This is a genomic window from Bradyrhizobium sp. Rc3b (assembly GCF_900114915.1).
GTDB lineage: Bacteria > Pseudomonadota > Alphaproteobacteria > Rhizobiales > Xanthobacteraceae > Bradyrhizobium.
Genome location: NZ_FOUS01000022.1, coordinates 86,405 through 113,182, shown reverse-complemented (window position 1 = coordinate 113,182; position 26,778 = coordinate 86,405). Strand labels below are relative to the sequence as shown.

General features: G+C 59.3%; 17 protein-coding genes and 3 pseudogenes. 6 read left to right on the top strand and 14 right to left on the bottom strand.

Translation table 11 applies throughout. The annotated features are described in order from the left end of the window. Positions 1 to 171: 171 nt before the first annotated feature. Positions 172 to 1,839, bottom strand: a pseudogene (gene nodU, locus BM190_RS36035) (nodulation protein NodU); the annotation flags it as partial. Between the two features lie 406 nt (positions 1,840 to 2,245). Between nodU and BM190_RS36030 the strand changes: the two are divergent. Beyond that, a pseudogene (locus BM190_RS36030) lies at positions 2,246 to 2,365 on the top strand (DUF736 family protein); the annotation flags it as partial. A 127-nt stretch (positions 2,366 to 2,492) separates the two neighbouring features. Here BM190_RS36030 and BM190_RS36025 read toward each other — a convergent pair. After that, positions 2,493 to 3,818, bottom strand: a complete 1,326-nt coding sequence (locus tag BM190_RS36025) for a DUF3422 family protein (RefSeq protein WP_092262256.1) — start codon at positions 3,816 to 3,818, stop codon at positions 2,493 to 2,495. 1,406 nt (positions 3,819 to 5,224) lie between these two features. On the opposite strand from BM190_RS36025, the gene BM190_RS36020 reads away from it, so the two are divergent. Genes BM190_RS36020 through BM190_RS36010 form a run of 3 tightly spaced genes read left to right on the top strand, consistent with a single transcriptional unit; the run spans position 5,225 to position 8,388 of the window. Then, positions 5,225 to 6,805 (top strand): amidophosphoribosyltransferase, encoded by a 1,581-nt coding sequence (locus tag BM190_RS36020; protein WP_244550849.1) that lies wholly within the window; start codon positions 5,225 to 5,227, stop codon positions 6,803 to 6,805. Continuing rightward, entirely contained in the window at positions 6,802 to 7,482 is a 681-nt protein-coding gene (locus BM190_RS36015) for an HAD family hydrolase (RefSeq protein ID WP_092262254.1), read from the top strand. The genes BM190_RS36020 and BM190_RS36015 overlap by 4 nt, the downstream gene beginning before the upstream one ends. Before the next feature lie 3 nt (positions 7,483 to 7,485). After that, positions 7,486 to 8,388: an NAD(P)-dependent oxidoreductase gene (locus BM190_RS36010; protein ID WP_092262253.1), complete on the top strand. Its 903-nt coding sequence runs from the start codon at positions 7,486 to 7,488 to the stop codon at positions 8,386 to 8,388. Positions 8,389 to 9,231: 843 nt separating this feature from the next. Here BM190_RS36010 and BM190_RS36005 read toward each other — a convergent pair. From BM190_RS36005 to BM190_RS35990, 5 genes are all read right to left on the bottom strand, one after another. After that, positions 9,232 to 10,692: an NAD-dependent succinate-semialdehyde dehydrogenase gene (locus tag BM190_RS36005; RefSeq protein ID WP_092262252.1), complete on the bottom strand. Its 1,461-nt coding sequence runs from the start codon at positions 10,690 to 10,692 to the stop codon at positions 9,232 to 9,234. Between the two features lie 3 nt (positions 10,693 to 10,695). Then, positions 10,696 to 11,625 carry a dihydrodipicolinate synthase family protein gene (locus BM190_RS36000; protein WP_092262251.1) on the bottom strand — a complete coding sequence of 310 codons (930 nt, stop codon included), beginning with the start codon at positions 11,623 to 11,625 and terminating at the stop codon, positions 10,696 to 10,698. A 169-nt stretch (positions 11,626 to 11,794) separates the two neighbouring features. Continuing rightward, entirely contained in the window at positions 11,795 to 12,946 is a 1,152-nt protein-coding gene (locus tag BM190_RS35995) for a glycoside hydrolase family 88 protein (RefSeq protein WP_143109157.1), read from the bottom strand. Between the two features lie 51 nt (positions 12,947 to 12,997). Continuing rightward, positions 12,998 to 13,144, bottom strand: coding sequence for a hypothetical protein (locus BM190_RS40845; RefSeq protein WP_177237492.1), 147 nt, complete (start codon positions 13,142 to 13,144; stop codon positions 12,998 to 13,000). Positions 13,145 to 13,192: 48 nt separating this feature from the next. After that, positions 13,193 to 14,392: a CaiB/BaiF CoA transferase family protein gene (locus tag BM190_RS35990; RefSeq protein ID WP_244550848.1), complete on the bottom strand. Its 1,200-nt coding sequence runs from the start codon at positions 14,390 to 14,392 to the stop codon at positions 13,193 to 13,195. Between the two features lie 267 nt (positions 14,393 to 14,659). Here BM190_RS35990 and BM190_RS35985 point away from each other — a divergent pair, with 267 nt between their 5' ends. Next, complete coding sequence (locus BM190_RS35985; RefSeq protein WP_092262248.1) at positions 14,660 to 15,751, top strand: LacI family DNA-binding transcriptional regulator; 1,092 nt, start codon at positions 14,660 to 14,662, stop codon at positions 15,749 to 15,751. A 155-nt stretch (positions 15,752 to 15,906) separates the two neighbouring features. Here the strand turns inward: BM190_RS35985 and BM190_RS35980 are convergent, their stop codons facing one another. Beyond that, complete coding sequence (locus BM190_RS35980; RefSeq protein WP_092262247.1) at positions 15,907 to 18,543, bottom strand: CehA/McbA family metallohydrolase; 2,637 nt, start codon at positions 18,541 to 18,543, stop codon at positions 15,907 to 15,909. Positions 18,544 to 18,741: 198 nt separating this feature from the next. Beyond that, complete coding sequence (locus BM190_RS35975; RefSeq protein WP_092262246.1) at positions 18,742 to 20,067, bottom strand: MFS transporter; 1,326 nt, start codon at positions 20,065 to 20,067, stop codon at positions 18,742 to 18,744. Between the two features lie 710 nt (positions 20,068 to 20,777). Here BM190_RS35975 and BM190_RS35970 point away from each other — a divergent pair. Next, the gene (locus BM190_RS35970) at positions 20,778 to 21,560 is read left to right on the top strand and encodes an enoyl-CoA hydratase-related protein (protein WP_092262245.1); all 783 of its coding nucleotides are present in this window, start codon (positions 20,778 to 20,780) and stop codon (positions 21,558 to 21,560) included. Positions 21,561 to 21,619: 59 nt separating this feature from the next. Here the strand turns inward: BM190_RS35970 and BM190_RS35965 are convergent. The 5 genes and pseudogenes from BM190_RS35965 to BM190_RS35945 all read right to left on the bottom strand — a co-directional run bounded on the left by BM190_RS35965 (position 21,620) and on the right by BM190_RS35945 (position 26,742). Further along, a pseudogene (locus BM190_RS35965) lies at positions 21,620 to 22,841 on the bottom strand (substrate-binding protein). Between the two features lie 149 nt (positions 22,842 to 22,990). Continuing rightward, positions 22,991 to 24,247: an amidohydrolase family protein gene (locus BM190_RS35960; protein WP_177237491.1), complete on the bottom strand. Its 1,257-nt coding sequence runs from the start codon at positions 24,245 to 24,247 to the stop codon at positions 22,991 to 22,993. A gap of 75 nt (positions 24,248 to 24,322) precedes the next feature. Continuing rightward, positions 24,323 to 25,018, bottom strand: coding sequence for an ABC transporter ATP-binding protein (locus BM190_RS35955; RefSeq protein ID WP_092262243.1), 696 nt, complete (start codon positions 25,016 to 25,018; stop codon positions 24,323 to 24,325). Next, a complete protein-coding gene (locus tag BM190_RS35950) occupies positions 25,011 to 25,745 on the bottom strand; it encodes an ABC transporter ATP-binding protein (protein WP_177237490.1) in 735 nt (244 codons plus the stop codon). Before BM190_RS35950 ends, BM190_RS35955 begins: the two co-directional genes overlap by 8 nt. After that, positions 25,732 to 26,742, bottom strand: a complete 1,011-nt coding sequence (locus BM190_RS35945; protein ID WP_092262241.1) for a branched-chain amino acid ABC transporter permease — start codon at positions 26,740 to 26,742, stop codon at positions 25,732 to 25,734. The genes BM190_RS35950 and BM190_RS35945 overlap by 14 nt, the downstream gene beginning before the upstream one ends. Positions 26,743 to 26,778: the final 36 nt, after the last annotated feature.

Genomic DNA, 26,778 nt, shown 5'->3' with positions numbered 1-26,778 from the left:
GGCCCGCGCGCCGCCGCTCTACCGATGTGATCACCTCCGATCTCGAATCGTCTTACCGCTTCTCCTAGGATAACCCGCAAGTCCCTCAAACGAGGCGGTCTTTGGCGGACGTATACGATCTTCGGCGTACGGTCCCGCTTCCCCGCTCTTAGAGAAAGAGATGCCATTGGCCGGCGCTCCGTCGCCGCCCACGCGTTTCGTCCACAGCATGCCATCGCACCACACGTGGTCAACGCGGTCCCACTGGCAGGCGGATGCCGCATTCGGGAAAAAACCGCGTCCATTGTGATTGGCGCTGGTGTTGCATAGTAGTGGAATCCCCGTCAGGCCTTCGTATTCGACGAGAAGTTCGGCGACTTTGTGCTGAGAGGTCCTGCAAATAGTCTGCAATCGCGCAGATCCGTCCAGATGCACAACAGCGGGGATCTTGTCCCGCCATTCTGCTCGTGTTTGGTGCTCGAAGAGCATGTAAGGATCTGGGGTTCCAGGACTAAAAATATCTGGGGCACGATCCTCCAGGCATATTGGCGCTACAGGCCGGAAGTGCTCGCGAAGTTTGATGTCGTTGAGATGGTCCTTCATTCGCGGCGATGTCGCCGCCGCCAGTATGCTTCTGCTACCCAAAGCCCGAGGTCCAAGCTCCGCGCGGCCGGTAAGGAAAATGACTGGCTTGTTGCTGGCGACAATGGTTGCAAGTTCACGCATGCTACATGGTGAGCCGCCCCATCCGGGCGGCACGTCGCCTCGTTCCACAGCTGGTCCACTATAGACGGACCAATCCAATGGTACAAAGCCTTGGTCCGCCGCCAATGCAGAGCAAGCGGCACCTATTGCGGAGCCACTGTCATTCGGAAAGGGTGGCACCCAGATAGAATCGAACAAGCCAGCTGCTCGTAGTGCGCTATTCCATTTTATGTTGAGACCGCAGCCGCCAGTGATGCACAGATTGCGCGCGGGAAGGCTCGAATGTCTCTGTATGGCACTCGCGAGCTTGCTAACGAGCAGTCGCTCTTGGAAGCAATGGAAGGATGCAAGCACATTTGCGGAGGGTTTGGCCTTTAACCATAGCGCGCAGGCATCGAAAAACGCATGGACAGGCTCAAGCGCAGTGTCCTCGCTGCAACGACCGACTGGCTCCGTAAACGTGCTAAAGTGCTTTTCGTAGAGCTCCTGAAACACCTCGACGATGCTTTCATCGACTGAACCGAGCGCGATGTAGGCCATCAACTTGCCCGCAACACCGAGGTCCCACTTGGTCCGGTTCGCCTGCGTGTATGGTCCGAAGTGATAGCCTGCGGCAGCATAAGCATGCCCGATCAGCGGGAAGAGACACTCGAGGAACCTGGCTGCGCGACGTTCCACATGGTAGAGACGCGGAAAGGAGGCGCCATCCCAAACCAGACAGAACGCGGGCTGCCCGGTCTTGGCAAAAGGACTAGTACAAAAAGCAGAAGCCACGTGACCGGTGACATGCGGATAGCTTTTATAAGGGAAGGCGCTCCCCTTGAGCATCAACCCGGCGCCGTTTTGCGCTATCAGGAGGCCTTCGGCATCGCCCTCAACATACGGTGCCCCTTTAAGTGTAAGGGGTGCAGTCCCACTGAAAACCTCAAATTGTGACTCAACCTCGCCCCACCATCCGTCGATGACAAACCGATCCACGTCCCGCGGATCTAAACCGTGCTCTGCCAAGGCGACAACAACTGCATCGAGATTTTCAATTTTTTGATATCGCGGATTATTGCCCCGCTTCTCCTGCTCGACACAAAAGACAAGCCGTCCGTCCTCGATAAGGGCGACCGCTCCGTCATGGGTCAGTTTGATACCGCAGATGCGCATGCTGTCTCGTACCTAATATCGGTGATCCACTCGATTTGAAGGCGCCGTATCTGTGGCTCATGCCGCGAGACTCAGAATAGGCTCCCGATCTGTCACGATGCATGCTCTGGGCCAGTTGCAGTGAGTGAAATAACCGGCGATTGTCTGATCAACGTCGGGATTGGAAGCGGTTTGACCTATTCATGACAACGGACGCGTGCGGTTTCGGACCAAGCAATCCCGCCTACGAACAATATGCAAGCGCGCGACCTGCGGCCCGTGGCCTTCTCTGGCGTCGAGCGAACGAGTGCAGCGGAACTCTCTACCGGATGAAAGCCACCGAGTGGCTCAAGGTGAAACAAATCCATTTTGTAATTCAGTGGGAGCCCAGGTATTCGCGCTAGCACGACCTCAAATAGGCTGATCTGGTCTGAAGCTCGACCATGCGAGCTTCACCGCTCCGATCTTCGCCAACCTCTTCGCCGACGAGGAGGGTGAGGGCTTCAGCCTGATCTGGTCACATCCCAGCCGTCGCAACGGCGACTGACCCGATCCACAATGCCTCGCCCGGCTGGTCCGGGCGGGGCACTACCTTGCGCAGGAGCCGGCCGCGATTCTTGCGGCAGCGTGGCACCCCGACCGTGCGAGTGACGCACCGATTCCCTCAAGGAGCTTTAGTCACAAGTAACCGAGGGCGCGTCGTCGTGCTTGAGGTGCCGCTTTCGGACATTGTAACTCACGAGCCAGATCACCCCGACCGCGATCGGCACGAAGGCTGCGGTCAGGAACGAGGGCTCTACTCGCAGTCCGACATCATGCGCGCCCTTGGCAAGGTAGCTAAACAGGCTGACCACGTAATATCCTATCGCCCCGACCGACAATCCTTCGACCGTGCACTGCAGCCGAAGTTGCTGCTTCGCGCGCTCGTTGATAGCCTGCAACAGGTCACGATTTTGTCGTTCGATTTCGACGTCGACCCGGGTTCGCAACAGATCGGCGGCGCGCGCCAGCTTGACCGACAGAGTCGCCTGGCGATCCTCAACAGTTGCGCAGGTTCGCATCGCCGGCGCCATGCGGCGTGCCAGAAACGACGACCAGGTTGGATAGCCCGACACATCGTTGCCTTCGATGATGGAAAGCCGCGATTGGACCAGCTCGTTATAGGCCCTGCTGGCGCCGAATCGGAACAGGCTGCCGGTCGCGCCTCTTTCGAAGGATGCCGCCAGAGCCGTCAGCTCGGCAAGAAGATGGTTGTTAAACTGCAGCCCCTCACCGTTTTGCATTTTCTCGAGCGCCTCAACAAGACGGCGGTCGATGCGATCAACAGATGGTGCAAGCTCAAGCGCCGCCGACAGGCCAAGCAGCGCCAATGGACGATAGGTCTCGATTTCCAGGAGCCGTTGCACCAGCGCTCCGAGATCGTGCGACGTCAACCCGAGGTCGCAGACGAGGATTTTCGTGAAACCCTTTTTGTCTACGCGGAAGTCTGAAGCGGCGACGGCTGCGCCGCTCTTTGTGGCAACCATGGCCAGGCTGTTCTGGTCGAAAATCTGTTCGGCCCGCGTGATGGGCGAGGCGTCCCGCTCCACTTCTAGCCTGATCGCGACCAGCAACTGTCCGGTCTGACGTAACGCGCGGATGAGCGATCGGACGGTGCCATCAACTTTGTCAAAACGGTCTGCGGCAGAACAATTTGTGTTAGTCCAGATCCACGTGAATGTTGTAAACTCCGAATGCTGCTCCCAGCGTAGCATCGCGGGGCCGACGACAATCTGATGAAGTTTCGCCGATTGCTCAGGCGGCGTAAGATTGCGCTCGAGGCAAAACTCGATAAAACGGCAGCGATCGCTTGTGGCCGCCTCGCCCTGTGCAAGAAAAGCCAAGTGGATCACGCTGAAGGGCGAAACAAGACGCGTGAAGGGGCGGGCGTGCACTTCGCCGAGTACAGCGTCGCGTTGCGGATGTGGTGTGAAGGTTCGCAGATCCAGTTCATCGATCATGTATGTATCGCCCCTTCAGGGTGAGCAGGCAACCGTCAGCCTTGACGCGGGAGGCAATGGCGGTGATGGGAACTGGTTGCCCCGGCCAGGTTGCTGAATCATTTCGACGATCATTACCGAGGCCGAACTCGGGAAAGAGGTCTTGCGGGAGGAAGGTCAGGCCAGGCAGATTGAGATGGATCCGCCTCATCCAGCTCTCGAATGACGCCATCAACGTATGGTCCGGTGTCTATGGCGAAATACCGGCGTTTTGACTCAATAGGTGTAGCGGTGCGCCAGCAAGCCGTTCCGCGACATCGGCGGTGGCGCGCGGCGCCGTTCGACGAATGCCTAGATTTACGTGGACGTGGTTGTCTGTCTTCGAATCCCACTGACATCGCCGGCCACCGAAGCGGCGCCGCGTGCGAGTGAAGATACGGCGGCCCTCTTCTGAAAGCAGTTCTCCGGTCCGATGACCGATGCCGCGCGAGGCCGTGGCAAGCACGAACGTCTTCCGTTCTCCCAGCGTGGTACAGGTAAACGACCTCCTCTGCGGCAAGCGCATTGTCGATTGACGGATCGGGGCCCAAGCTCGCCTTCCATCTTGTTGCCGGCGCTACACTTTCTGGCGCCGAGAACCGGTGCAGGATTTGGGCCAGCACTATAGAATGGGCACTCTCGCGTTTTTCTGTGCAATGTGGCTTTTGAAGACAGTCGCAGGCCAGTTTCAGACATGAGCACGCTTGTATTCTGACAGAATGCGCACGTGGCACAGGCCACAGAGGGGCTTGTTTTCGGCAGGGTGATCGCTCGCCCGGCCGCTGCCATTGTTTGAGCGGCCACGCTCTGGATGGATTTGTCGATGCAGAGCCATGCGAGCGACCGCGCCGGCCCCGCGCCGGGAAAGGCTCGGCGATGGCCTGATAACCTCACGTCGTGTGAGGTACAGCCTGCGCACAGCGGCAACAAATGTGAGTTGGCCAGAGAACGCAGGGCTAACTGCTTACAAATTCATTCGTTACTCTGTCGGCGGGCGCACTTCGCCTGTCTCAGACCCCGCCGGCCGGCATCAGCAACCGCGCAATGCGCTCGCTCTGCACCATCTGCCGACTCTTACTGGCAAAGACGAAACTTCAGCTCGCCGCTACTCGGCCTGCTTAGAGCCGCTAAACGCCCTGGTGGCTTGCCGTGGCGCTTTTCGCACACAGTCGTAGCATCTTGAACACCGTGTGAGGGCCTGAACGACGCACAACACCTACTGAATGGCCGCTCGTCTTCCGATTCTCCTCGCTCTAGAAGTGCCAGCCAGTATTTTCAAAGAAGTGGTACGACGCTTGCTTAGGGATGAAGCGAAGTTCCGCCTTCATAGGCACATCAGCCATACGAGGCGCCCCGCCAGATCGGCTCCTTAGCAAGTAGGTGACTATATGTCCGGTGTCGCCGGTGCGTTTCTCTGCGCTTCAAGCGAACCATCGTCGCGTGTTGTTGATCAGCTGAAGAGAATGATTCCGACACTTGCACTCCGTGGGCAAGCAGGTGTCGCGGTCTCTGCTTTCATGCGAGAGCGTGGGATCCGATATGGAAGGGCCTTTCAGTGGAAGGGTAATTCAGTACGCATTGACTGCATCGAACAGGAGCCCCGCTTTCGGCCTCATGTTGCAATCGCGCAGATCCATAGCGGATCCTGTGAAACTGGAAGTGACGGCTATGTGCAGTCAACGCCTAGCCGCCATTTTGCAATTTCTCTGGATGGCGCCTTGGTGAACGACCGTGAGCTCAGGAGCGAATTACGCGCTCAGGGCCAACTGATAGGAACCAACACAGACACCGAGCTCTTGCTGAGGTGGATTGAACGATCTTGCGAACGAGACTATTGGCGTTACGGCTTGCCTACAGACTACGAAGCTATCTTTCGCGAGCTTGATGATCGCATTGATGGTGCCATTACCGCGCTTTTGCTGGATAAGAACGGAGAACTTGTTGCATACCGCAATCGAAGCGGTTTGCGACCATTGGAGACTATGCGGACAAATGACGGATTGTTGCTTTTTGCTTCCGAAACTTGTGCCTTCGCGGGCTTGGAAGGTGAGATCCAGCAGCTCTTGCCTGGGAGCATACAGCGCGTGGACGCTAAGACGGGCGGCAGCGTTGACCGTACTCTGAACAGCCGACGACACAAGGCCAAACTCTGCGCCTACGAAACTCTCTACGTGGGAAGCCCGAACACGTCGGTCGAGGGACATTCACATCGCCAAACCCGTTACAATATCGGGCTGGCCCTGGGGAGAATTGTTGCGGAGCGGGTTCAAGCAGAGCCGCTCTTGATGCCGCCAATAGTGTCCTCCATGCCAAATACTGGGGGGCCGTACGCGGATGGTCTGTTTGACTCTCTCGCTGAACAGGGCGTGCGCGCCGAGCGCAGTGACGTAGTGGCAGCGCAATTTCCTGAGCGAACGCTCCTGGGCGGACCCAAGGCCCGGCAATCTCGCATCGCTCAGAAGTATCGAGTGTCGGAACCTGCTGTCGCTAAACGAACCATCATAGTTGTCGACGAGGCCCTCATTCGAGGCGATACCAGCCAAGCCGTCACAACGATGCTCCTTGCCGCTGGAGCCAACGCCGTACATTGGGCGATTGGTTCGCCGCCTATAGTCGCTCCAAACTACTACGGCATGGGCATTGATACTCTGGATGAGCTCGCATTCTGGCAGGCACTGAAGCGACTGCGGCCCGAACTGCGCGCCCAGTGCCTTCGCTTTCACAGGATGGACCCGCCGGCACTCAGACTGATTGAAAGCAACATTGCGACGGCCATCCAAGCAGCAACAATAACTTACCTGCCCTTTCGCGCTCTTGTATCCATCTTGGCCAACAGGCTAGAGGGCATCGATTTGTCACCCTTCACGTTGGAGATGCCGACCCCGGCTGGGCAGCGGCGCGCGGACAGAAACTTGGAAGCTTTTCTGGCCTCTCTTTCCGTCAATCCCCGTCAGAGGTCAGGATCATGAAACCCGCTCTCGTATTTGACTGGAACGGAACACTGCTCGATGACACGTACGCGCTGCTCGAAACGACCAATGTAATTTTGGACCGCTTTGGTCGTCCGAGCATCGATATAACCACCTTTCGAGAGCATTGTGACGTTCCCCTCTCTCGTCTCTATCATAGCCTTGGAATGTCGCCGGAGGAGGTTGAGGCAGTTGAGCGTGACGATGGCGCACTGTTTCATGACACATACGAGCCTCTTGCAGATAAGGCCGATTTACGTGAGGGGGCGCGCAGAGTGCTCGAGTTAGCGCGACGCGAATCCGCTCTGCTCATCATCCTTAGCAACCACATAGTCGCGCCTCTACAGTCTCAGCTGAGGAGACTTGGAGTGCATGACTACATCACCGATGTGCTCGCCTTTGAAAGCCGCGCCACGCAATACAAATCGATGAGCAAAGGAGAGCGGCTTCGATTTTATATGGACAGATACAACCTGAAGCCGTCGTCAACCTTCATCATCGGCGATATGCCCGTCGAGACTGATATTGCACGCAATCTCCGGCTGACAAGCATATCCATTACCGGAGGATTTGTTTCGACCTCGCGCCTGCAAGCCGCGCGTCCAGATTACACCATCAACAACCATCACGAGCTGATACCCATCCTACAAAGCCGTGGCTTCTTTTCGGAATGCTGAATCATGAGCACGGGATCATCAGCGAACGCGTCTCCCAAAACGATCAAGCAGAGTATAGGGCTTATCGGAGCGGGGCGCATGGGAACAGGTATAGGCATCAGCCTGCTGCGTCAGCAAAGTGAGCTCCACATCAAAGTCAACAAGAACCGGTTCGGTGCTGATCGCCTGATGGGTGCGGGGGCCCGCGAGCACACGTCGATCGCTGAGTTGGCGCAGCATGTAAGTGTGGTGGTGTTGTCCTTACCGTCCAGCCGCGAAGTTGAGAAGGTGTGTCTCGACCAGGACGGACTGTTTGCTCACATGCGCCAAGGAGGTTTGATCATTGATTGCACGACCTCGTATCCCGCCTCGACCATTGCATTGGCGAAAACGGCGCAAAGACGAAGTCTAAGCTTTATTGATGCTCCAGTAACACGAAGCCCCGAGCAAGCGGAGCTCGGGCTTCTCAATGCGATGGTTGGATCGGATGCAACGCTCTTTTCCGCCGCTGAGCGCATTCTTTCTGGGTTTTGCGAAACCGTTGTGCACGTAGGACATGTCGGACACGGCCACAAGCTCAAGCTTGTTTACAACAGCATGACTATGGGCATAGCTGCAGTCGCCGCTGAGGTCTGCCAATTCGCGGATAGGCTTCAGATAGATCTTGTAACGCTACGCTCATTGGTCGGTCGAGGCTCTACGAACAGTGGAATATTCCAAGGCTTCGCCGCCTTTTTGTTGGGAGAAAAACCAGATGCACTAGCAATCTCGATTGCAAATGCTGCAAAGGATATCGAGTGTGCTGTGCGCCTAGCGCGCGAGAGTGCCGTTTCTGTGCCGGTCCTGGATGCTGCCGCGCAGGAATTCAAACTTTCAGTTGTCGCAGGCAAGGGCGAACTGACCCTACCACATTTGGGGCGATCGTAAGCGGTCGTTACGACTCCAAGCGGGCCAGCTTTCCGCGAGTACGCAATTTCCTGTTTCGGCGCATGCCCCATTCTGCGCAATGCGCGTGACATTAGGCTTCACCGCAAGCCGCTCCAGCGGCGCATCAGGAAGGTCCAGCGCATCGAACTGACCCAGGGACGCCGACGACGCAGGCGGTGGCCTGACAAGACTTCTTGGTGGAGGAGAGTCTTGCGAGCGCTTGACTAGGCCTTGTGGGGGCGCGGGCGATGTGCTGCGCCCCCCGCGGGTTACTATTGAACTGAAAAAAGTGTGCCGTTGCCAATCATGACAGGGGCAGCGTAGGAATCCCAAGAGATCGACTCGTCATGAACGGGGATCACTCTTCGTCAGTCTGGACCAGACCGGAAGTGCGTATTTGCGTGGCCAAGTCTGATTGGGTCGCATTTTGGCACCTCTCCGCCCTTCCCGATCTTTCGCAGTCCCATAGGAAGAGCGTCAAAATCTCTCACTGGGCGAGGTTTTCCCCTGATGCGGAGCGACTATCCACCGACCTAAAGGTCTGTATTGGTGGTGCTCGCGGGCTAACAACGGCGCTGATACTTGAGAGCTGTGGCTCAACCAGCTGTATCCGAACGCGCTGATTTACCGGACAAAGTATCTCATTTCTGCTCCCGACTGAATGAAAAATAAGGTGTCAGTCAGCAATTAAAAAGAACCGCTGCCGGATTTCTCCGACAGCGGCTCAAGTCTGGGGAGAAGGCAGACGTACCGGTCTGCCAGCGGAGAAGGGGGAGCGCTTGAGGCGATCGGGGGCACTGTCGAACAAATCGTTCACCTGCTAGGCACCTGCTATTTCCGGTTCTAGCTCGCCTGGCTCACAAATTTGGTGTCGAGATAGCCCTCGATTGCCTCGAGGCCACCTTCCGAACCGAAGCCAGACTCCTTCGTTCCTCCGAAGGGCACTTCGGGAAGCCCAAGCCCATGATGATTGATCGACACCATCCCACATTGGAGATCGGCCCCGATCGCGGCCATGGTAGCAGCGGATCGCGTGTAGGCGTAGGCGGCGAGCCCGTAAGGCAGTCGATTGGCCTCCGTGACAACATCGTCATAGGTTTTGAACCGCGCAATCGGGGCGACAGGTCCGAACGGCTCTTCACGCATGATGCGCGCTTGAGGTGGAACATCGGTCAGGACCGTCGGCTCGAAGAAGTACCCCGCATTGCCGATACGCTTGCCCCCGGTGCGCAACTGGGCGCCGCAATCGAGAGCGTCCGCGACAAAGCTCTCCATTGCGTCAACCCGCCGCGAATTGGCTAGCGGCCCCATCCGGCTATCGGTTTTAAGGCCATTGCCAACCTTGATCGCGCTGGCCTCGGCGACAAACCTCTTGACGAAATCTTCATAGACACTCTCATGCACCAGAAACCGCGTCGGCGAAACACAGACTTGGCCGGCATTGCGGAACTTGTTCGCCGACAAGATTCTTGCGGCGTTCTCGACGTCAGCATCTGGGAAAACGATGGCAGGCGCGTGCCCGCCGAGCTCCATGGTGGCGCGCTTCATGTGGGCGCCGGCAAGGGCTGCGAGATGCTTTCCGACTACGGTCGAGCCGGTGAAGGAGACTTTCCGGACGACAGGATGGCTTATGAGATAATCTGAAACCTCGGACGGCACCCCGAAGACGAGATTGATCACGCCCGCCGGCAAGCCCGCATCCGCGAAACTACGCACCAGCTCCATGCAGCTCGCTGGCGTTTCTTCAGGTCCCTTGACGATGATGGAGCAGCCGGCTGCGAGGCTGGCGGAAATCTTCCGTACGGCCTGGTTGATCGGAAAATTCCAGGGCGTAAATGCCGCAACCGGCCCGACCGGCGCCCTGGTCACGAGCTGGGCGACATTGCCAAACCGCGCCGGGACGATCCGCCCATAAGCGCGCCGCCCTTCCTCGGCGAGCCAGTCGATAATATCGGCAGCAAGGAGCGTTTCAGCACGCGACTCGCTCAGCGGCTTACCCTGTTCGAGCGTCATGATCGATGCAATGCCGGCTGCGCGCGAGCGTAGGAGATCGGCCGCCTTGCGCATCGTCCTGTACCGGTCGAAGGCCGAAACCTTTCGCCAGATCTCGAAGCCGTCCGCGGCGGCCGCCAGGGCACGATCAAGATCACCGCGGGAGGCATAAGGCGTTTCACCAATGGCATGTCCGGTCGCGGGGTTGAGGATCTCTTCCGAGCGCTCTGCGTCCCCTTCCGTCCATTCTCCGGCAATGAACATCTTGATCTGGGGGTACACAGGTTGCACCGCTTGTTCCGGATGGTTCATGCCTCAGTGTCCCCAGCGAAGAGCCAGCGGGTTGAGCTCACGCGCAAGCTCGATCAATCCGGCTCTGGTCGCAGGATGGATCTGCTCGAGCGGATGCCGCACGGCTTCGCATTTGATCACGCCACCTTCAGCCATCACGCTCTTGGCGGCGCGCAGGCCACACTGGCGGTTTTCGAAATTAATGAGCGGCAGCACCCTTGCATAGGCAAGAGCGGCTTCCTGCCTGTCGCCCGATCTGTGATGATCGATCACGGGGCTGAGCAGATCGGGCAACAGCGCGCTCGACATTGTTCCGCTCGCACCAGCATCGAGATCTGCCATCATGGTGATGCCTTCCTCCCCGTCAAAAGGACCAACTATGACCTCACCGCCGAGCTCGATCAGACTGCGCAGCTTGGCAGCAGCAAACGGGACCTCGATCTTGAAATATCTGGCGAGTGGCACCTCGCAAGCGAGCCGGACCAGAAACGGGACGGTCAATGTGACGCCGGAGAGCGGCGCGTCCTGGATCATGATTGGAATCCCGGCTGCGTCCGCGACCCGGCCGAAATGCCCGATCATGGCGCCTTCATCCGCCTTGAGGCTTGCACCATGATAAGGCGGCATCAGCATGAGGAGGCTTGCGCCACGTTCGGCCGCATAGCGGGCGCGTTGCACCGCAATCTGGGTGCTGAAATGGCTGCAGGTCACCATGACTGGCTTGCGGCCCGCGACATGCGAAAGACAGAGATCGACTAGAATATCGCGCTCCTGATCAGACAGCAGAAACTGCTCGGAATAGTTGGCCAAAATGCAGATCCCGTCCACGCCTTGATCGATCATGCAATCGAGAACGCGCCGCTGCCCTTCGAGATCGAGATCTCCAGAATCCGTAAACGGCGTCGGAGCGACCGGGAATAAGCCGCGATAGATCGGAGTTTTCGCATTTCTCATTTAAGGATTCCGGACAAGTGGCAGTCAGTGTCGAACTCGATAAAGCCCGTCGCAAAATCCAAGGAGCGGAGCCGGGCCGTCGAAGTTTTGGACAGATTGGCTGGCATGGCGTCACAAACAAGATTGGTTTGAGCCCTTGCTCGCGGTGGAAGCCTTTCGCGCCTCCTCATTAGATCCAGCCAGGCGGCACCAGATCCGTCAGGATGGCAAGGCATTCAAACAGGAAGTAGCTTCCGAAGATCAGCTCGACGTTCTGGGCCGCATCGATATCGCGCACGATCGCCTTTCGGGTGAAGCAGCCGCCGGTGAGCATTCCAGGCGGGCGCAGGTCATCGGGAGCAGTCGGTGTCAGGTATGTCGAGCTCAGCTGAGTAACGGTGCGCTCCGCAAATGATCGATATTTGGCGCCCCGCTCAGGACCGAGTGCGGATGCGAGGCGCAGCGCCGCGGCAGCAGCGATAGCAGTGGCCGCAGTATCCCTGCTGGTGTTGGGGATCGCCGGATCGTCGAAATCCCAGAAGGCAACGAGATCCGCAGGGACATGGTCGATCCACCAGTCAAGAAGGCGCACGGCGTAGTCGCGCCACAGCGGTTCGTCCGGGCGGACCATGGCGGCGTGAGCGGTGTAGAGCATCGCCCATCCCTGCGCCCGGCCCCAGGTGCTGATATCGCTATAGCCCTTGTGCGTGTGCGTTCTGAGCACCTTGCCGGTGCGTGGATCAAGTGTGGAAGACTGGATAACTGAACTATCCTGCCGCACGTGGATCTCCAGGACACGCCGCATATGTGCATTGGCGACCTCCTCCATCCGGGCATCGGAAAGCTCGTCTGCAGCCCAATAGAGCAAGCCTGTCGCCTGGAGCGAGTCGATGCTGCTCTCGGAAGCTCCGACTGCGCTCGCCTCCTCGGCATCTCCGCCCAACGGTATCAGTCCGAGGTGTGGATCGAACATATCCCGAAGCGACCTTGCTGCGGTCAAAGCCGCCGCGCGGGCACCTTCATCCTTGAACAGGATGCTGCCAAGGGCGCCTGCATGATAGAAGCCGAAGCCCTTAAAGGCCGTAAGCCGCTCAGCACGCGGCAACATTCGGCTTAGCGCAGTACGCGCGTCTTCAATTGGGAATTGCCGTCGATCAGCGAGATGTGCGAGCCAAAGCTCGCCGACAAATGCCCCGCCGGTCCAATCACCATCGGGCGTAAACGTCCATTTTCCGTCGGCGGCACTCGCCCAGTGCGGCAAGCCCGAGCGTGCAGCCTCCCTGGTCTTGGCAATGCGCTTCAGCATACGCTCGCGCGCGGGCAGATATTGGCTTTGCGACATGGCTTCTGGTCCAACATAAAACTCGCCGCGCGGCTTTGGCCTGGCGGCAACTTAAAGCTCTTTACCAACACATCCCGGGCTGCCGTGAACGGTCATGTTCACGGGACTTTCAAGCGTGCTTGGTGTTGGCATCGCCGCCGAGAAAACCTCGCCAGCAGCAAGGAAGGAAAGCTGCGCGCATGTTGATGCGATCACCATGCCAGCTCCTGAAGTAAGCGTACTACTTCGAGAAATCTGTTTGTTCGTTCAGTGATGCGAGTCCGCGGTTCCGATGGCGCCCGCATCGTAAAGATCCTTCAATTTCTTGGCGTCATAGCCCAGCTCTTTCAGAATCTCTTCCGTTTGCGCACCGAGCTTTTGCGGCGGCAACCGCACGTCCGGCTGCTCGCCATCGTAGCGCACGGGATGGCTGACAAGTGTGATGGGAGTTCCGGTCGCGCCGGTCACCACCTGAAAATTTCTGTTGTGCGCGATCTGCGGATCCGCAACGACGTCGGCATAATCGTTCACCGCAGCGTGCCAAATTCCACGCGCCTCGAACAAGACGATGCATTCGGTGGTTGAGCGTTTGGCGACACTGGCCGCGATCATGGCTGAGGCCTCATCGCGCCGGCGATACGCCTCCTCGTCAGGGATGCGCCGGTCGGCCGGAAGGCCGAGCGCGTCGGAGAGCGCCTCCAGCGATCCCAAAGAGATCGCAATGTGTCCATCGCGTGTCGCATAGATGCCGTAGGGTGCGCCATAGTACCAGCCGGCCACCGGACCCGGCTGACGGACGTCGTCAGGCCTTTGGCCGTTCAGGTAGCAGGTAAAAGATTCCATCTGCAGGTCGAGCGCAGCCGACAGCAGACTAACATCGACGCGGCAGCCCTGCCCTGTGCGCGCTTTCCTTACCAGGGCAGCCAGGATCCCCGCCGCGAACAAGGCGGCGCCGTGATGATCGATGGCGGAAACGCCGACAGCCCGCGGCCCTTGCTCGCGACTTCCGGTGATCATCGCAAGTCCCGATAGCGCCTGGATCAACAGATCCTGACCTGGGCGATCGACATAGGGCCCGTCAGGACCATAGCCAGAGGCAGCAGCATAAATGATCTGCGGATTGACCTTCTTTGCGTCCTCGTAGCCGAGACCAAGCTTGTCGAGCACACCGGGGCGGAAGTTCTCCGCGATCACATCCGATTTCGCGATCAGTTGCCTGGCGATGACCACGGCTTCGGGTTTTTTCAGATCGAGCGTGAGGCTGCGCTTGTTGCGGTTTCCCGCCAGAAGCAACATCGACTGGCCATCAACCTGCTTGTCCGCCCCGCCCCATTTCCTCTGAAAGGCCCCTCCGGGCGGTTCCACGGCGATCACGTCCGCACCGAGGTCGGCGAGAAACTGCACGCCGACCGGGCCCATCAGAAAGTGATTGAGGCTGAGGACACGAATGCCCTTCAAGAGATCCACCATGCATCCTTGCTTTCGGTTTTACCTGAAATCGAGCTGCTTGGCTCTCGATTTCTGAAATCGATTTCAGCGTTAGGCCGTGCAAGAACCGGAGTCAAGCGAATCAACCACCTTTCGAATGAGATTCGGTGCATCCGCTCCATCTGCGCTTGAAAGGGCCAGAAAATAGCGCCGATGGCCCGCATACAGGACTTGAGAAGATGGCGGTCGTGATGGTTTAACTGTTTTGAGCGGAGCCCCTCTCCTTCTCCTGGTTGACTAACGCAGATGGATAAAAAACCTGTAATCGCGCCAAAAGGCCGCCAGCAGCCACGTGTGAAGATCGAGGACGTTGCCCGGAAGGCGAATGTGTCGGCAGCGACGGTGTCGCGGGTTCTCAATCACCCCGATATCGTACGGCCGGAGCTTCGCGACAGAGTCATGCGGCATATCAATGACCTGGCCTACACGCGCGATAGCGCAGCCAGAGCATTAAAATCGGGACGCATGCGGACCGTTGGCGTCATCGTTCCGACACTGGCGCTCGGTATCTTTGCAGAAGGTGTCGAAGCGCTCCAGAACCGCCTCAGCGAAAGCGGCTACACGCTGTTCATTGCGAATTCGCAATATGACCAGCGGCGTGAATTTCAGGAACTGCAAAGTCTCATTGAACGCGGCATCGATGGAATCGTGCTGGTCGGAGCTTCCCACGGCCGGGAGCTGAGGAGCCTGATCGAACAGGCAGGCGTACCGGTCATCACCACCTATGTCGCCAAGGCCGGTGGCGGCATCCCCGCGATCGGAATCGACAATGAAAGCGCCACCCGCGAGATGACGGAGTATCTGCTCAGGCTTGGACACGTCCGTTTCGGCGCGATTGCCAACGTTGTTGCCGCGTCCAATGACAGATCCCGCGCCAGGCTCGAGGGAATTCAGCGCGCGCTCTTGGACGCCGGTTTGCCGCTCAAGCCAACCCAGATCGTCAAGGCCGATTATTCGCTAGTCCAGGGCCGTAGTGCCCTTCGTCAACTCCTCACCGATCACCCGGACACGACAGCAGTCATCTGCACCACCGACACGCTTGCCATCGGTGCAATGGCCGAGGCTCGCAAGATGGGTCTGGCCGTACCGGCCACGCTTTCCATCACAGGATTTGACGATGTGGAGCTGGCTGCGCAAATGGACCCGCCGCTCACAACAGTCAGTGTTCCGGCAGCAGAAATCGGCCGGGGAGCCGCCGATTATCTTATCAATGCCATTGCCGGCAGTCCCGTCCCGAGAAGTGTTGTGTTGCCGTACCGGCTGGTCGTGCGGTCATCGAGCGCCCCGCCGCGGTCCAACGCCCGTCCGGCCCGTCGCGGGCGCAGTCGGGATCATTAATCGGGCCACGGATCCTGAAAACTATTTCAGTACCGTAGCCTTGCCTTCGCGTCCCAGGATCCAGTGGTGCAAGCAGCTCCCCATTTCACTCATCGCCCGTAAAAAGAGGTCGCTGACCAAACGACGCGCCACCTGCCGACCGTCAATGGCACACCTCAATGCTCGCGTTCAACGTGAACGGAGTGAACGGGCGCGTGCTGGTGGCTGGCGCCCAGCTCGTGCAGTCTATGATGCAGGCGATGATGCGCAAGTTCCAGGGCAGCTCGCAGCCGCGCGTGTCGCGCTTCGTCGGACTTGGGAGCGAGCGTGTCCATATAGGCGATCGATCCCTCGATTTGTGCAAGGACCGACACTGCATCCGCGGTGGCAAAGATGGGCATACCGCCTACTTTGACATATACCGCACCGGTGTGCGCCGCAATGTCGGCCTCGCGTCCGGCGACGCTGCCTCGAACGCGCAGTGCGATCCAACATGACTCGTTGATGGGCAGGGACAGCTGCCCCTTGCACGACAAGCCCCCGCATCGAACCTCCTCGAGGACGGTGCCGTTACATATGAGCTCCACCCGGGCCGGCGGAACGCTGACCGATTCGATTCGCCACTCGATCGTGAGGGTCCCGCCTGAACGGGGAAGCGCCACCGTTCCGCCAGGGCGACGTCCTTCAACCGTCATCTCAACCAGAGGCCCGACGGTGATGAACGTGTCCCCGCTGCGTACGGCATCCATCCAGTTGCGATAGGTGAAGTCGCGTTCGCCCAGCCGCACATAGGTCCGCGAGCCCCCGAGGAGTGCGGCCGCGTCCATCTTGTCGGAGCCGGCTACCAGCGGCAGATGGTATCCAATATTGAGGTAGCGATACCAGTCGGCGAGACCAAATGCGCTGATCTGCGCGGTCCGCGGGTTGAACGACATCATTTCGATGGCGTCGACAAGGCCGAGCACAATGTCGGCCGCCCGCTCCGCCTGTGGGTTCGGCGCGTGCGGCATTACGACCAGCCCCCCTTGCTGACGGCAGCGTTCCGCCCAGTCGGCCATGGTCGCTTCCAGAACATGGCCAATCGCAGCTTCGTTGGACCCGCCGCAAGACAGCGGATTGATCATCTCACCTTCGTAGCCGAGCAGCGATATGTGCCCCAGAACCTGCATCCGGTTTTCGGTGCCCACCCGAACCAGGAATTCTCCGTCCCCGCCGAAATCCTTTGCCCCGATTGTCGTGCGTCCGTCGAAATCGGCGACGTTGGTGAATAGCTCGCCCCACTGTGCGGCGAGCAGGTTGACGACGTTGACACCCTCCGCCTTGCCTTCAAGCAGCGCTGTCTGCGGGCTCAGGAAATGGACGTGCGTATCAGAGCTAACCCATCCCTGTTCACGCCAGCGCAGCACGCGGTCGAGCTCAAAGGTGAGATTGTCCGTCGTTGCAGTGATTTCGACGATGGTGCGCAGCGGGCGCACCTCGAAGCCCCTGCAGATCTCTACGAACACGGGCCCGAGCGGCAGCTCCGCCTCGCAGCTGCCGTCCACGTAGGCGTACTGGTTCAGCCCATTGGCAAATTCGCCCGAGAAGTCCTCGAACCTGCCGGTATTGACCTTGCGGTGATGGCCCTTTGGAGGCAGATACTCCCCGTGCGCACCATGGACATGCAGCCGCGCGGCAACACGCACGCCACTGCCCTTCTCTATGATGCGGATCTTGACCGGCCTAGTGGCTGGTTCGACTGTCGCCACATTGAGCGAGGCGCCACCCGCGTTACCGTCACCTTCCAACGACCGAAGCTCGAACATATGCAAGCGGCCATCGTCGGAGCGCAGATAGAGCCTTGCGTCCGGATGGGCGGAGTACTCGACGATGACTTCGTTGGCGGAGCGCACAGGCTGCACATCAACTTTGGCGCCCAGCCAATCCGCTCTGGAGTACTCGAGCACTGCGCGGGCCGAGATGACCGTGCCGAGGTCCATGCCAATCTGCTCGCCTCGATCGTCGACATCGAGCTCGCCAAGCTTGTTCAGATGAACCCCGGGGGGCAGCCTCACCTTCAGTTTGCGACGGCCCTGGAGGCGCAGCGGGTGCCGGGTGAGCGTTGTCGTGGTCACCGCAAAGACGAGCGAGATTTCCTGTTCCGCGCGCAAGCTTAGCGCCGAAAGCTCCTTGTCGGGATAAGGATTCGGGAGCGCGTAAAGCCACAGGTTCTCACCTTGTCGATCCATGCGTCCCGATTGGGTGCGGGCCTCGCCCTGGAAGAAGCTCGCCCCCGGCGCTCTGCCGAGTCCAAAATCCTCGCCTGTGCTTGCATGCACGATGGGCGCCCGTAGCGGCAGGGCGGCGAACGCACTCGCACTCCAGGAGATGTGGCTCTGCTGAATCGCGAAGCGGCGCAGCACAGGCACGTCGGTTTCGCTACCGTCGGCGTAGCGGAGCCCATATGTCGCCACCCGCTCGCCGAGTGGATTACCGTCGACAGGGAGTGTAGCCGGGCCGATCTCTCCGAAGCCCTCGGGACTTGCAATGGGGCGGTCTGCCGCCACTTGCACGAACAGCACATAGCTCGCCATTGTCGGCGGCAACGCGACTACGGCAGGAGGGGCCCCGGGTCGCAGCTCGAGCACATCCGGCCCTGTTTCGCTGCCGAAGAGAAAGGGCATGCCGCGATGGGTCTGGAGCCCGCGAAGCGCATCGATCCAGCCGGCATCACCCGGGCGGCTGGCGAAATCGTCACCGGCATTTGCGCGCCGGGCGTTGAAATATCGCTTCAAGTCGACAGGCGTGAAGTGCGGCGATGAAGGTGTTTTCATGCTTCGGACTCCAGTTTCAGCAACTCAGTGCCGCGCAAGCAGTCTTTGTCTTGTGAATGACTGCTCGCGCAGGGACGCTTGCGCCGACCCATGTTCTTGCCCAGCATGAAAGGGACACGCGCGAGCCCTTATGTTTTGCACCTGACGTGGAGCGCTGTGCCCCTGTTGCGGGCACGGCGAAGCGCAGGGGCAGAGTGTTTATTCACCGATGTAGAGGCGGCCGCGCTTCTTGGCGATCTGGTAGACCAGCACGCTCAGGAGCGCGATCAACGATCCGTACACTGGAAACATCCATGCGATGTGCTCGCGTTGCAACCAGACCAGCAGATAGGGTGACGTCCCGCCAAACAGAGAGACGCCGAGCGCATAGCCGAGCGCCACTCCGGTGGTCCGCACGGCGCGCGGCATCAGCGTGGTGGCGATGAAGTTATAGAGGGCCATGTTGAACCCCACGATGGCGCCGCCAAACACCGTGACAAAGAAGAACGTGACGATGCCTTTTTCCGAATAGAATAGTGTCAGGAAGAAGCATGGGATGAGCAACAGGCGCAGCAGCGTGAACGCGCGCGAGGGTCGCACTTTGTCCGCGAAAGCGCCGATAAGAGGCGCCGTCGACATCCAGATCAGGACCATCAGCGTCATGATCCCGTACACATACGTGCTGTTCTCTTTGAAGACCGTGTTGGCCATGTTGGGCAGACCGGTGTTCCAGGCATAGTTGGCGATCTGCACCGAACCGATCACCAGGATGACGGCGAGCAGCGAAAGGCGGACGCTCCATAGCGTTTTCCACACACCGCCAGTCGTTTCCTGAATGCGCGAAGATTCGTCTTGCCTATGCATGGCTTGATTGATCAAGGTTTCCGGCACCGTCGTACGCAGATAGATGATCAAAAGGCCGAGCACGCCACCCACCGCGAACGGTATGCGCCAGGCCCACTCGCGCATGGCTTCAGGTGCGACCGAGGCGCTCACTAGGAAGGCAACCAGGCTGGATCCAAGGTTTCCCAACTGGATGAATGTGCCACCAATTAGACCGAGGTAGTGTCCCTCCTTTCCAGGTGGCGCCAATTCAATTGCAATCGCGTTGGCGACACCAGCCTCAGCACCTGTGGCAAGCCCCTGAATCAGCCGCATGATCAGCAGCGCTATGGCCGCCGTGACGCCGAGGTCCTTGTAGGTGGGCAGCAAGGATATCAAAAGCGAGCAAACCGCCATGGCCGTGACCGAGATCAGCATCACGCGCTTGTGGCTGATGCGATCTGCGATCGGCCCCAGCAAAACCGCGCCCAGCGGCCGAGCGCAAAAGCCCGCCCCGTACACGGCCAGCCCCGCCAGCAGCGAGGTGGTGGGATCATCGGAAGGGAAGAAGTGCGGGGAGAGAAACGCTGCCATGACGCCGTAGACATTCCAGTCGTACCACTCCAGCGCCACCCCTCCTCCAAGGCCGGCGGTCATCCGCTTGTTGGCAATTTGCTTGTCAAGCTGGATGGGTACAGCGCTGGGCTGAGCAATGATGTTCATGGGTCCTCGGGCTCTATTGATGACGTTGATGATGTTCCGGGTCGCGCAAGAACGAGCAGCCGCTGGTCGGCTCCACTGCGCCGGCCGCGGCGGGGTCTAGGAGAGCGGCGGCCTGGCAGGCCGGACCACGGAAGCGCAGGCGCAAAAGGTGCCCGGGATGCCGGCGGAAAACCCGCCTCGCTTCACGTATTTGAGGACCTCGCCTCAGGAGCGGCCATTGCAGGACCCCAAGGGGGCCGGACACTTCCATCGTTGCTTGCGACTTGCGCGGCGGCTCGCATAAAGCGCGCGCGCGATTTCGTGCCATTCTCATGGCTAGCCTTCCTCCTGTTGCTCTAATCGCGCTTCTGAAGAAGCTGATGTTCTTGTTGGACGGCGCGACGTCAAAAGACGTCCCAGCGTCAATGAGATTCCTCAGATGCGGCCCACTCCGGCCGGCCGCATGCTTCCGGTTTTCCCGCAGTATCGGTCAGCTCTACCGTCCATTTCTGAAATCGATTTCAGAACTATTAAGAATTAGGAACTGTGGAGTCAAGCTGTTTTTCAAGGATGGAGCTGGCATCACGGGTCAGCGCGAACAGCGTTGAGCCTTGGGCGCCAGCACCGCTTTGGCTGGTTCAGTCGAAAAAGCGGCTTCAACATCCGCTCGTTGTCACGAAATCGATTTCAGTCTAAGGGGCTGGTTCTCATATTCCTTCAGGAGAACCCCCATGACGAAGACGTCCGATCTCATCTTGTCGACATCTGTCGCGCCCCACGTGCGCCTTTTGACGCTGAACAGGAAATCGAAACGAAACGCCTTGAGCAACGACATGATCGTGGATCTAGGCGCCACCTTGCGCGATGCCGCAACCGACGAAGATGTCCGCTGTGTCGTGCTGTGTGGCAGCGATGCGTTCTTCTCTGCCGGAGCCGATATCAAGGAGATGCGAGAGCGCGGCTTTGAGGCAATCGACAATTCCGCACGACGTTCTGCCTGGAGGGATGTCGCCAATTTCCCCAAGCCTCTCATTGCCGCAGTCGAGGGCATTTGTTTCGGCGGCGGCCACGAACTGGCACTGCTCGCGGATATCGTGATAGCAGGCGAAGGGGCGGTATTTGGGCAGCCTGAGATTAACATCGGGATATTGCCGGGCGACGGCGCAACGCAAAGGCTGACGCGTGTGGCTGGCAAATCGCTGGCCATGCTGATGATCCTGAGCGGCCAATCCATCACGGCGCGGCTTGCGGTGCAGGCCGGCCTTGTAGCGGAAGTTGTCGAAAGCGGCAGGGCGCAGATTCGTGCGCTCGAATTAGCCGATCTGATTGCGCAAAAGCCTCCCCGTTCGGCTGAACTTGCCAAAGCGGCCGTTCTCGCCGCGTTTCAGACCACGCTGGAGGCCGGGCTCGAGTTTGAACGCCAAGCGATCCGGTTTGCGTTCAGCACAGCTGACCAGCAGGAAGGAATGAACGCCTTCTTTGAGAAGAGGCCGCCGGACTATCGCGGGAACTAGCTACCCAGATCTGCCTCGCACGCGGCGCCAGCAAAGTTGGTCCGCGTGAGATGGCGGAGTCAACACTCCTTCGGCTCGACCAGGCCGGCGCTACGGGCGACGATCTCGTATTGGCCTGCCCTTGCCACAGCAACGTACATGTTCATCCTGCAGTGGCGCTTGCCCGCCACCATCTCCGCCGGCCCGCCAGGCCCTTGCGCAAGCTTTGCGTGATCGAGCGCGGCGGCGACGGCGTCGCGGTCAATTGTGCCGGCTTCCTTGACTGCGGCTTCCCACAGCTTCAATCCTCGATAAGTGCCGGTCGCCGCGCTCCCTGCTGAGAACCGGAACTTGCCAGGAAACTGCTTTTCGTAGACCGACTGAATTTTGGCGCTCACCGGGTCTTCCATTGCCAGTGCCTTGTAATAGTCGAGGCTGCTGGCGAGGCCCTCGATCTCGTGAGCCTGATTCATTTCGAGCGTGTTCTCGTCGTAGTAGACGCAGCCCAGCTGTCCCCCATTCCTGGAGAAGCCTGCTTCATAGAGCTGTTTGAAGAAGGAGCCGACGCCAGGGGCGGGATGACGCTATTGAATACCACGTCTACTTTGTTGGACGTGATGCGGCTCACGGTCGCTGAAAAATCGATCTGGTCGAGGGGGTAGTACTCCTCGAACACCACCTCCCCGCCGCTGCTCTCGATCACCTTGCGCGCATAGGCGTTGATTGTTTGTGGCCAGACGTAGTTGGAGCCAGGGAGGGCGAAGCGTTTGCCCCCGTTCTTGATCAACCAAGGGATGAACCGGTCGCAATTCTGCGCCGGTACGGGGCCGGTGCAGAACAGATAGGGCGTGCACTCCTTGCCTTCGTCGGCCTGCGGATAGATGTAGAGCGTCTTGCCACGAGAGATGATGATGTCCTTGATGGCGTTGCGCATCGAGCTCGCAATGCCACCGAGCACCAGGTCGACCTTGTCTCGCTGAATCAGCTTGCGGACATTGCCAATAGCGACGGACTCGTTGGACGCTGTGTCCTCGATCAGGAGCTCGATGGGGCGCCCCAGCAGACCACCAGTTTCGTTGATGTCGTTGACCACCATGCGAGCGACATTGGCGTCGGTATTCCCCGCAAAGCCGAGTGCCCCCGTAAGGTCGGTGGCAATGCCTATCCTGATCGGGCGTTCGACGGCGTTGGCCCAGTCAGGACGGATCACCCAGCTGCCCGGCCGGACACAATGGCCGCAGACGCAAACGCGAAATTGCAGAGAAAGCGGCGACGGCTGGGTTGTCGGTCATCACTCAACATCGAACTGACCTTCCCTTAGCTCATGGCCTTAAATCCACGTGCCCTGCGCTTTCGGGGGGCGCGGAAGCCTGAAGGCTATCCGTCATTTTGGGTCTCAAGCAGCCTCTTCCGCTCATATTTGGGTAAACTCGCGTAACGAAGTGCAGCATTCAGGATAGTCTGAAAAACTGCTTCGCGTTCTCGCCAAGGATTCTGATCGCCAAGCGCTCTGCGTCGCGCGACCGAAAGTAGCCGTTCGCGACTTTTTCGTTCAGAACTTCTCCGATCAACCGGCGCGCGCCCTGTATCGCAGCAAACGTCTCCTCAACGTGAAGACAATCTCCTCCGATCATCATTCGCGAGTCATCTGGCAAAACTTCGATGGCCTCGTGCAGGGCGAGCTTGAAATGCGACGGGCTCAACAGAAAAGACCAGCACAAATCAAGCCAGACATTTCGATACACAAAGGCCATTCCCAACAAGTCCCGGCTCCAGGGGTAGGCCAAATGCATCAGCAGAAAGCGGGTCCGAGGATGACGCTCAATCAATCCGGTCATACGTAGCGGGTGGGAGCCGCGTAGGATTGCCGTTCCAAGGTGAGTTTGGACCGGCAGGTCGGCCTCGCCTGCGAGTTGACAAAACAAGTCGACGACAAAATCGCAGAAAGCCTTGCGCGCTGCCGGTGATGGCGAAATCCGTCCCCAGGCCTGCCGAGCCAGTTCCTTGTTGGGTTCGTCAAAGCTGAGATCCCGGTCATAGGCGAGTGCGTTCTTGAGCGCAATGTGATTGCGCCGGGAGCAGCCGGCTACGAGCTCGCGGATTGCGTCGCAATAATCATCGAAGGTTTTCACCTCCATGCCGAGACGCCGCAGCAGGGCATGGCCGCAATTTCCATTATGATCGCAGGATTCGGGGCGCCAGCCGAGGGCGAATGCGTTAATCCGCAGGACCCCATCGTAAGTTTCTCCAAGGACCGGCCGCGGATCCATCAACGGATCGAGAAAAGGGTCCGTTACGATCCTTCCGATGGCGGCCCGGCCGATCACTTCAGTTGGCCATGTCGCCTCCTGGTGACGCAAACGCACTGACGCGTCTACCGCCTTCCAGTTGTCGCGCGTGATCCCGGTGTCGGCGACGCCGTAAAGCTCGGCGACTCCGCGGACGAGATTACGGACGAATGCGTTCGATCCGCTCCTCTCGAGGAACGGAGCAAGAGCCTCCCAGGTGGTCGGCTCGGTAGGGCTAGATATCGCTTCGATCGTTGCCTTGGGCTCGCATGGCAGCACGTGGCTCGTCCAAGCCGCATAGCTCTGTTGGAACAGTTTCAACAGGTTTACGTCCGGGCTATGCACGACCTCAGGCATGTGATGTTCATGGACGTCGACGACTTGGCACGCATTCACAAAATCGCTGATACTTTCGGACATGGACCCTCTCTGTTCAGCCATCGCAAGGAACTCGAATGCGTCACCTTCGGCTGGGATGGCCGCTGGCGAACGCCTCTACGGGGCTAGATACGTCAACAGCCGCGGGTCGTTGCGCAGCTGCTGCGATGGGCCCGAAAGCGCGACACGGCCGCGATCGAGCACATAGGCGTGCTCCGCTACACGCATTGCGAGGTCGAGATGTTGCTCGACGACGATGACGGCGATCTCTTTGGCTAGCTCGACCAAGCGCTCGGTGATCTCCTCGATGACGCCGATCCAGACTCCCTCGGTCGGCTCATCCAGCAGGAGGAGTTTAGGGTTTCCGAGGATCGCGCGCCCGATTGCGAGCATCTTGCGCTCGCCGCCGGAGAGCGTTCCGGCCGGCTGATCGAGGCGTTGGCCGAGTTTCGGAAACATCCTCATCACCCGGTCCATTGCCGATCCATCGGGGTGCAAAAGCGATGCGACGGCGAGATTGTCTCGCACGGAGAGGCGCGCGAACACTGAATGCTCTTGCGGCACATATCCAATGCCGGCCCGCACCCGCTCTTCGGTCCGCCGCCGATCGATGTCTTGGCCGTCGAACTGCAGACCGCCCTTCCACGCTGGCAGTTCTCCCACAATCGCTTTCATGAGCGTGCTCTTTCCGGCGCCGTTGCGGCCGAGGACAGCGACCCCGCCACGCGGCGGGATGGCCATATCAACGCCGAACAACACCTGACTGCGTCCGTAGCCGGCATCGAGATGCTTGATTTTGAGGAATTCAGGCACGGCGCAGATAAATCTCCTGGACGCTTCTGTTGGCCTGGATCTCGGCAACCGTTCCTGACGCCAGCACCTTGCCCTGATCGAGCACGGTCAGGCGATCGCAGATGTCGCGGATGAAATCCAGGTCGTGCTCCACGATGACAAGCGAGCAATGCTGTTTGATCGGCTGCAGCAATTCGCCGGTGACGCGGCGCTCCTCCAGGCTCATGCCGCCGGTGGGCTCGTCCAGCAGCAGCAGGCGCGGCCGGCATGCGAGCGCCATCGCGATCTCCAACCATTGCTGCTGCCCGTGAGATAGGGTCGCCGCAGCATCAAAGGCGCGATCGGCGAGCCGGAATTGGAGGAGTATTGTCATGACCTCCTCGTGCAGTCGTCCTCGACTGCGCGAGAAAGCCAGATCCAGCAGTGAGGACCGCGCCTGCATCGCGAGCAGGATGTTGTCGTAAAGTGTGAGGGTCGGTAACACGGCGGTGATCTGAAATTTCAGGCTCATGCCGGCTCGCGCACGCTCTGGCGGCGTAAACGAGGTAACATCAGTATTGATGAACGTCACCTTGCCTTGCGTCGGCAGGAGCGCACCTGCAAGACACTTCATCAGCGTGCTCTTGCCCGAGCCGTTCGGCCCGATCAGGCCATGAAACTCTCTCTCCTCGACCGTGAGCGCCGCTCCGTCCAGCGCGGTGAGCTTGCCAAAGACCTTTGACACGCCGGCGGCTTCAAGGAGCGGCATTGCGCTTCTCCTCACGGTTCGGGCCGAAGCTACCCACACGTTCCCGCTCGCCCAGCAGGAGGCTGATCAAGCCGAGGGGCCGGAACAGAATGACCAGCAACAGCAGAGCGCCGAGAATGACCGGCCAGATATCGCGATAAGTGTCGGAGAGCCAGAAGCTGAGGCCCTCGACAATCGCGGTGCCGATGATCGCACCGATCAATGTCCCGGAGCCGCCGAACAAGACGTAGAGGACGACCTGGGTCGACATGACTACGCCCAGCATGTTTGGCCAGACGAACCCCTCGTGAAACGCATAAAGGCTACCGGCAGTACCTGCAATAGCGCCGCTGACTGCGAATATGATCGCCTTCAAATGTTGCACTTTGTACCCGAAGAAGGCGATCCGCTGTTCGTTCTCTCGCAATCCAGCCAGCGCCAGTCCGAACTGGGATCGCAACAGAAAGCGCGACAGAAGGTAGATTAGAACTAGGATGGCGAGCACCAGGTAGTAAAAAACTGGTCCCTCGCTCAGTTCGTGCGAGCCGATGGTCATCGGTGGGATCGAAGGGATACCATTCTGTCCGCCAAGATAATGTGAACCTCTCGCCAGCCGATCAGCTGCGTAAGCTCCGGTCATAGTACCAAGCGAAACGAAGACCACACTGGAGGGGTGACGGCCGAGCAGCAGGAAGCCGGCCAGCAACAATGCCGCCACGAAGCCAATCAGGGTTCCGGCCGGAAGAACGGCGAAAATCGATCCAACCCCGAAATCGCGTGCAAGCAGCGCCACACCGTAGCCGGCCATGCCGAAGAACAGCGACTGACCCAAGCTCAAAATACCCGCATAGCCCCACACCAGGTCGAACGACAACGCGAAGAGGCACAGAATCAGCACGCGTGTCGCATAGACAGTGATGTAATCGGGCAGGACGATAGGTGCGATCGAAGCGGCAATCAGCAATGCTAGTTCGAGAATCAGAAGCACCTTCTTTCGCCCTGTGAAGGCAGATGCCATGATCGGCGAACGAGCAGCTTGAATGACGCGAGGCGG

What these genes read in the sequence shown, in the direction of transcription:
- BM190_RS35975 (WP_092262246.1), bottom strand. Translation starts at nt 20,067, where the DNA reads ATGAACATCATTGCTCAGCCCAGCGCTGTACCCATCCAGCTTGACAAG.
- BM190_RS40845 (WP_177237492.1), bottom strand. Translation starts at nt 13,144, where the DNA reads ATGGTGATCGCATCAACATGCGCGCAGCTTTCCTTCCTTGCTGCTGGC.
- BM190_RS36010 (WP_092262253.1), top strand. Translation starts at nt 7,486, where the DNA reads ATGAGCACGGGATCATCAGCGAACGCGTCTCCCAAAACGATCAAGCAG.
- BM190_RS35985 (WP_092262248.1), top strand. Translation starts at nt 14,660, where the DNA reads ATGGATAAAAAACCTGTAATCGCGCCAAAAGGCCGCCAGCAGCCACGT.
- BM190_RS35960 (WP_177237491.1), bottom strand. Translation starts at nt 24,247, where the DNA reads ATGTCCGAAAGTATCAGCGATTTTGTGAATGCGTGCCAAGTCGTCGAC.
- BM190_RS35950 (WP_177237490.1), bottom strand. Translation starts at nt 25,745, where the DNA reads ATGCCGCTCCTTGAAGCCGCCGGCGTGTCAAAGGTCTTTGGCAAGCTC.
- BM190_RS36005 (WP_092262252.1), bottom strand. Translation starts at nt 10,692, where the DNA reads ATGAACCATCCGGAACAAGCGGTGCAACCTGTGTACCCCCAGATCAAG.
- BM190_RS35970 (WP_092262245.1), top strand. Translation starts at nt 20,778, where the DNA reads ATGACGAAGACGTCCGATCTCATCTTGTCGACATCTGTCGCGCCCCAC.
- BM190_RS36000 (WP_092262251.1), bottom strand. Translation starts at nt 11,625, where the DNA reads ATGAGAAATGCGAAAACTCCGATCTATCGCGGCTTATTCCCGGTCGCT.
- BM190_RS35995 (WP_143109157.1), bottom strand. Translation starts at nt 12,946, where the DNA reads ATGTCGCAAAGCCAATATCTGCCCGCGCGCGAGCGTATGCTGAAGCGC.
- BM190_RS36015 (WP_092262254.1), top strand. Translation starts at nt 6,802, where the DNA reads ATGAAACCCGCTCTCGTATTTGACTGGAACGGAACACTGCTCGATGAC.
- BM190_RS36020 (WP_244550849.1), top strand. Translation starts at nt 5,225, where the DNA reads ATGTCCGGTGTCGCCGGTGCGTTTCTCTGCGCTTCAAGCGAACCATCG.
- BM190_RS35945 (WP_092262241.1), bottom strand. Translation starts at nt 26,742, where the DNA reads ATGGCATCTGCCTTCACAGGGCGAAAGAAGGTGCTTCTGATTCTCGAA.
- BM190_RS35980 (WP_092262247.1), bottom strand. Translation starts at nt 18,543, where the DNA reads ATGAAAACACCTTCATCGCCGCACTTCACGCCTGTCGACTTGAAGCGA.
- BM190_RS36025 (WP_092262256.1), bottom strand. Translation starts at nt 3,818, where the DNA reads ATGATCGATGAACTGGATCTGCGAACCTTCACACCACATCCGCAACGC.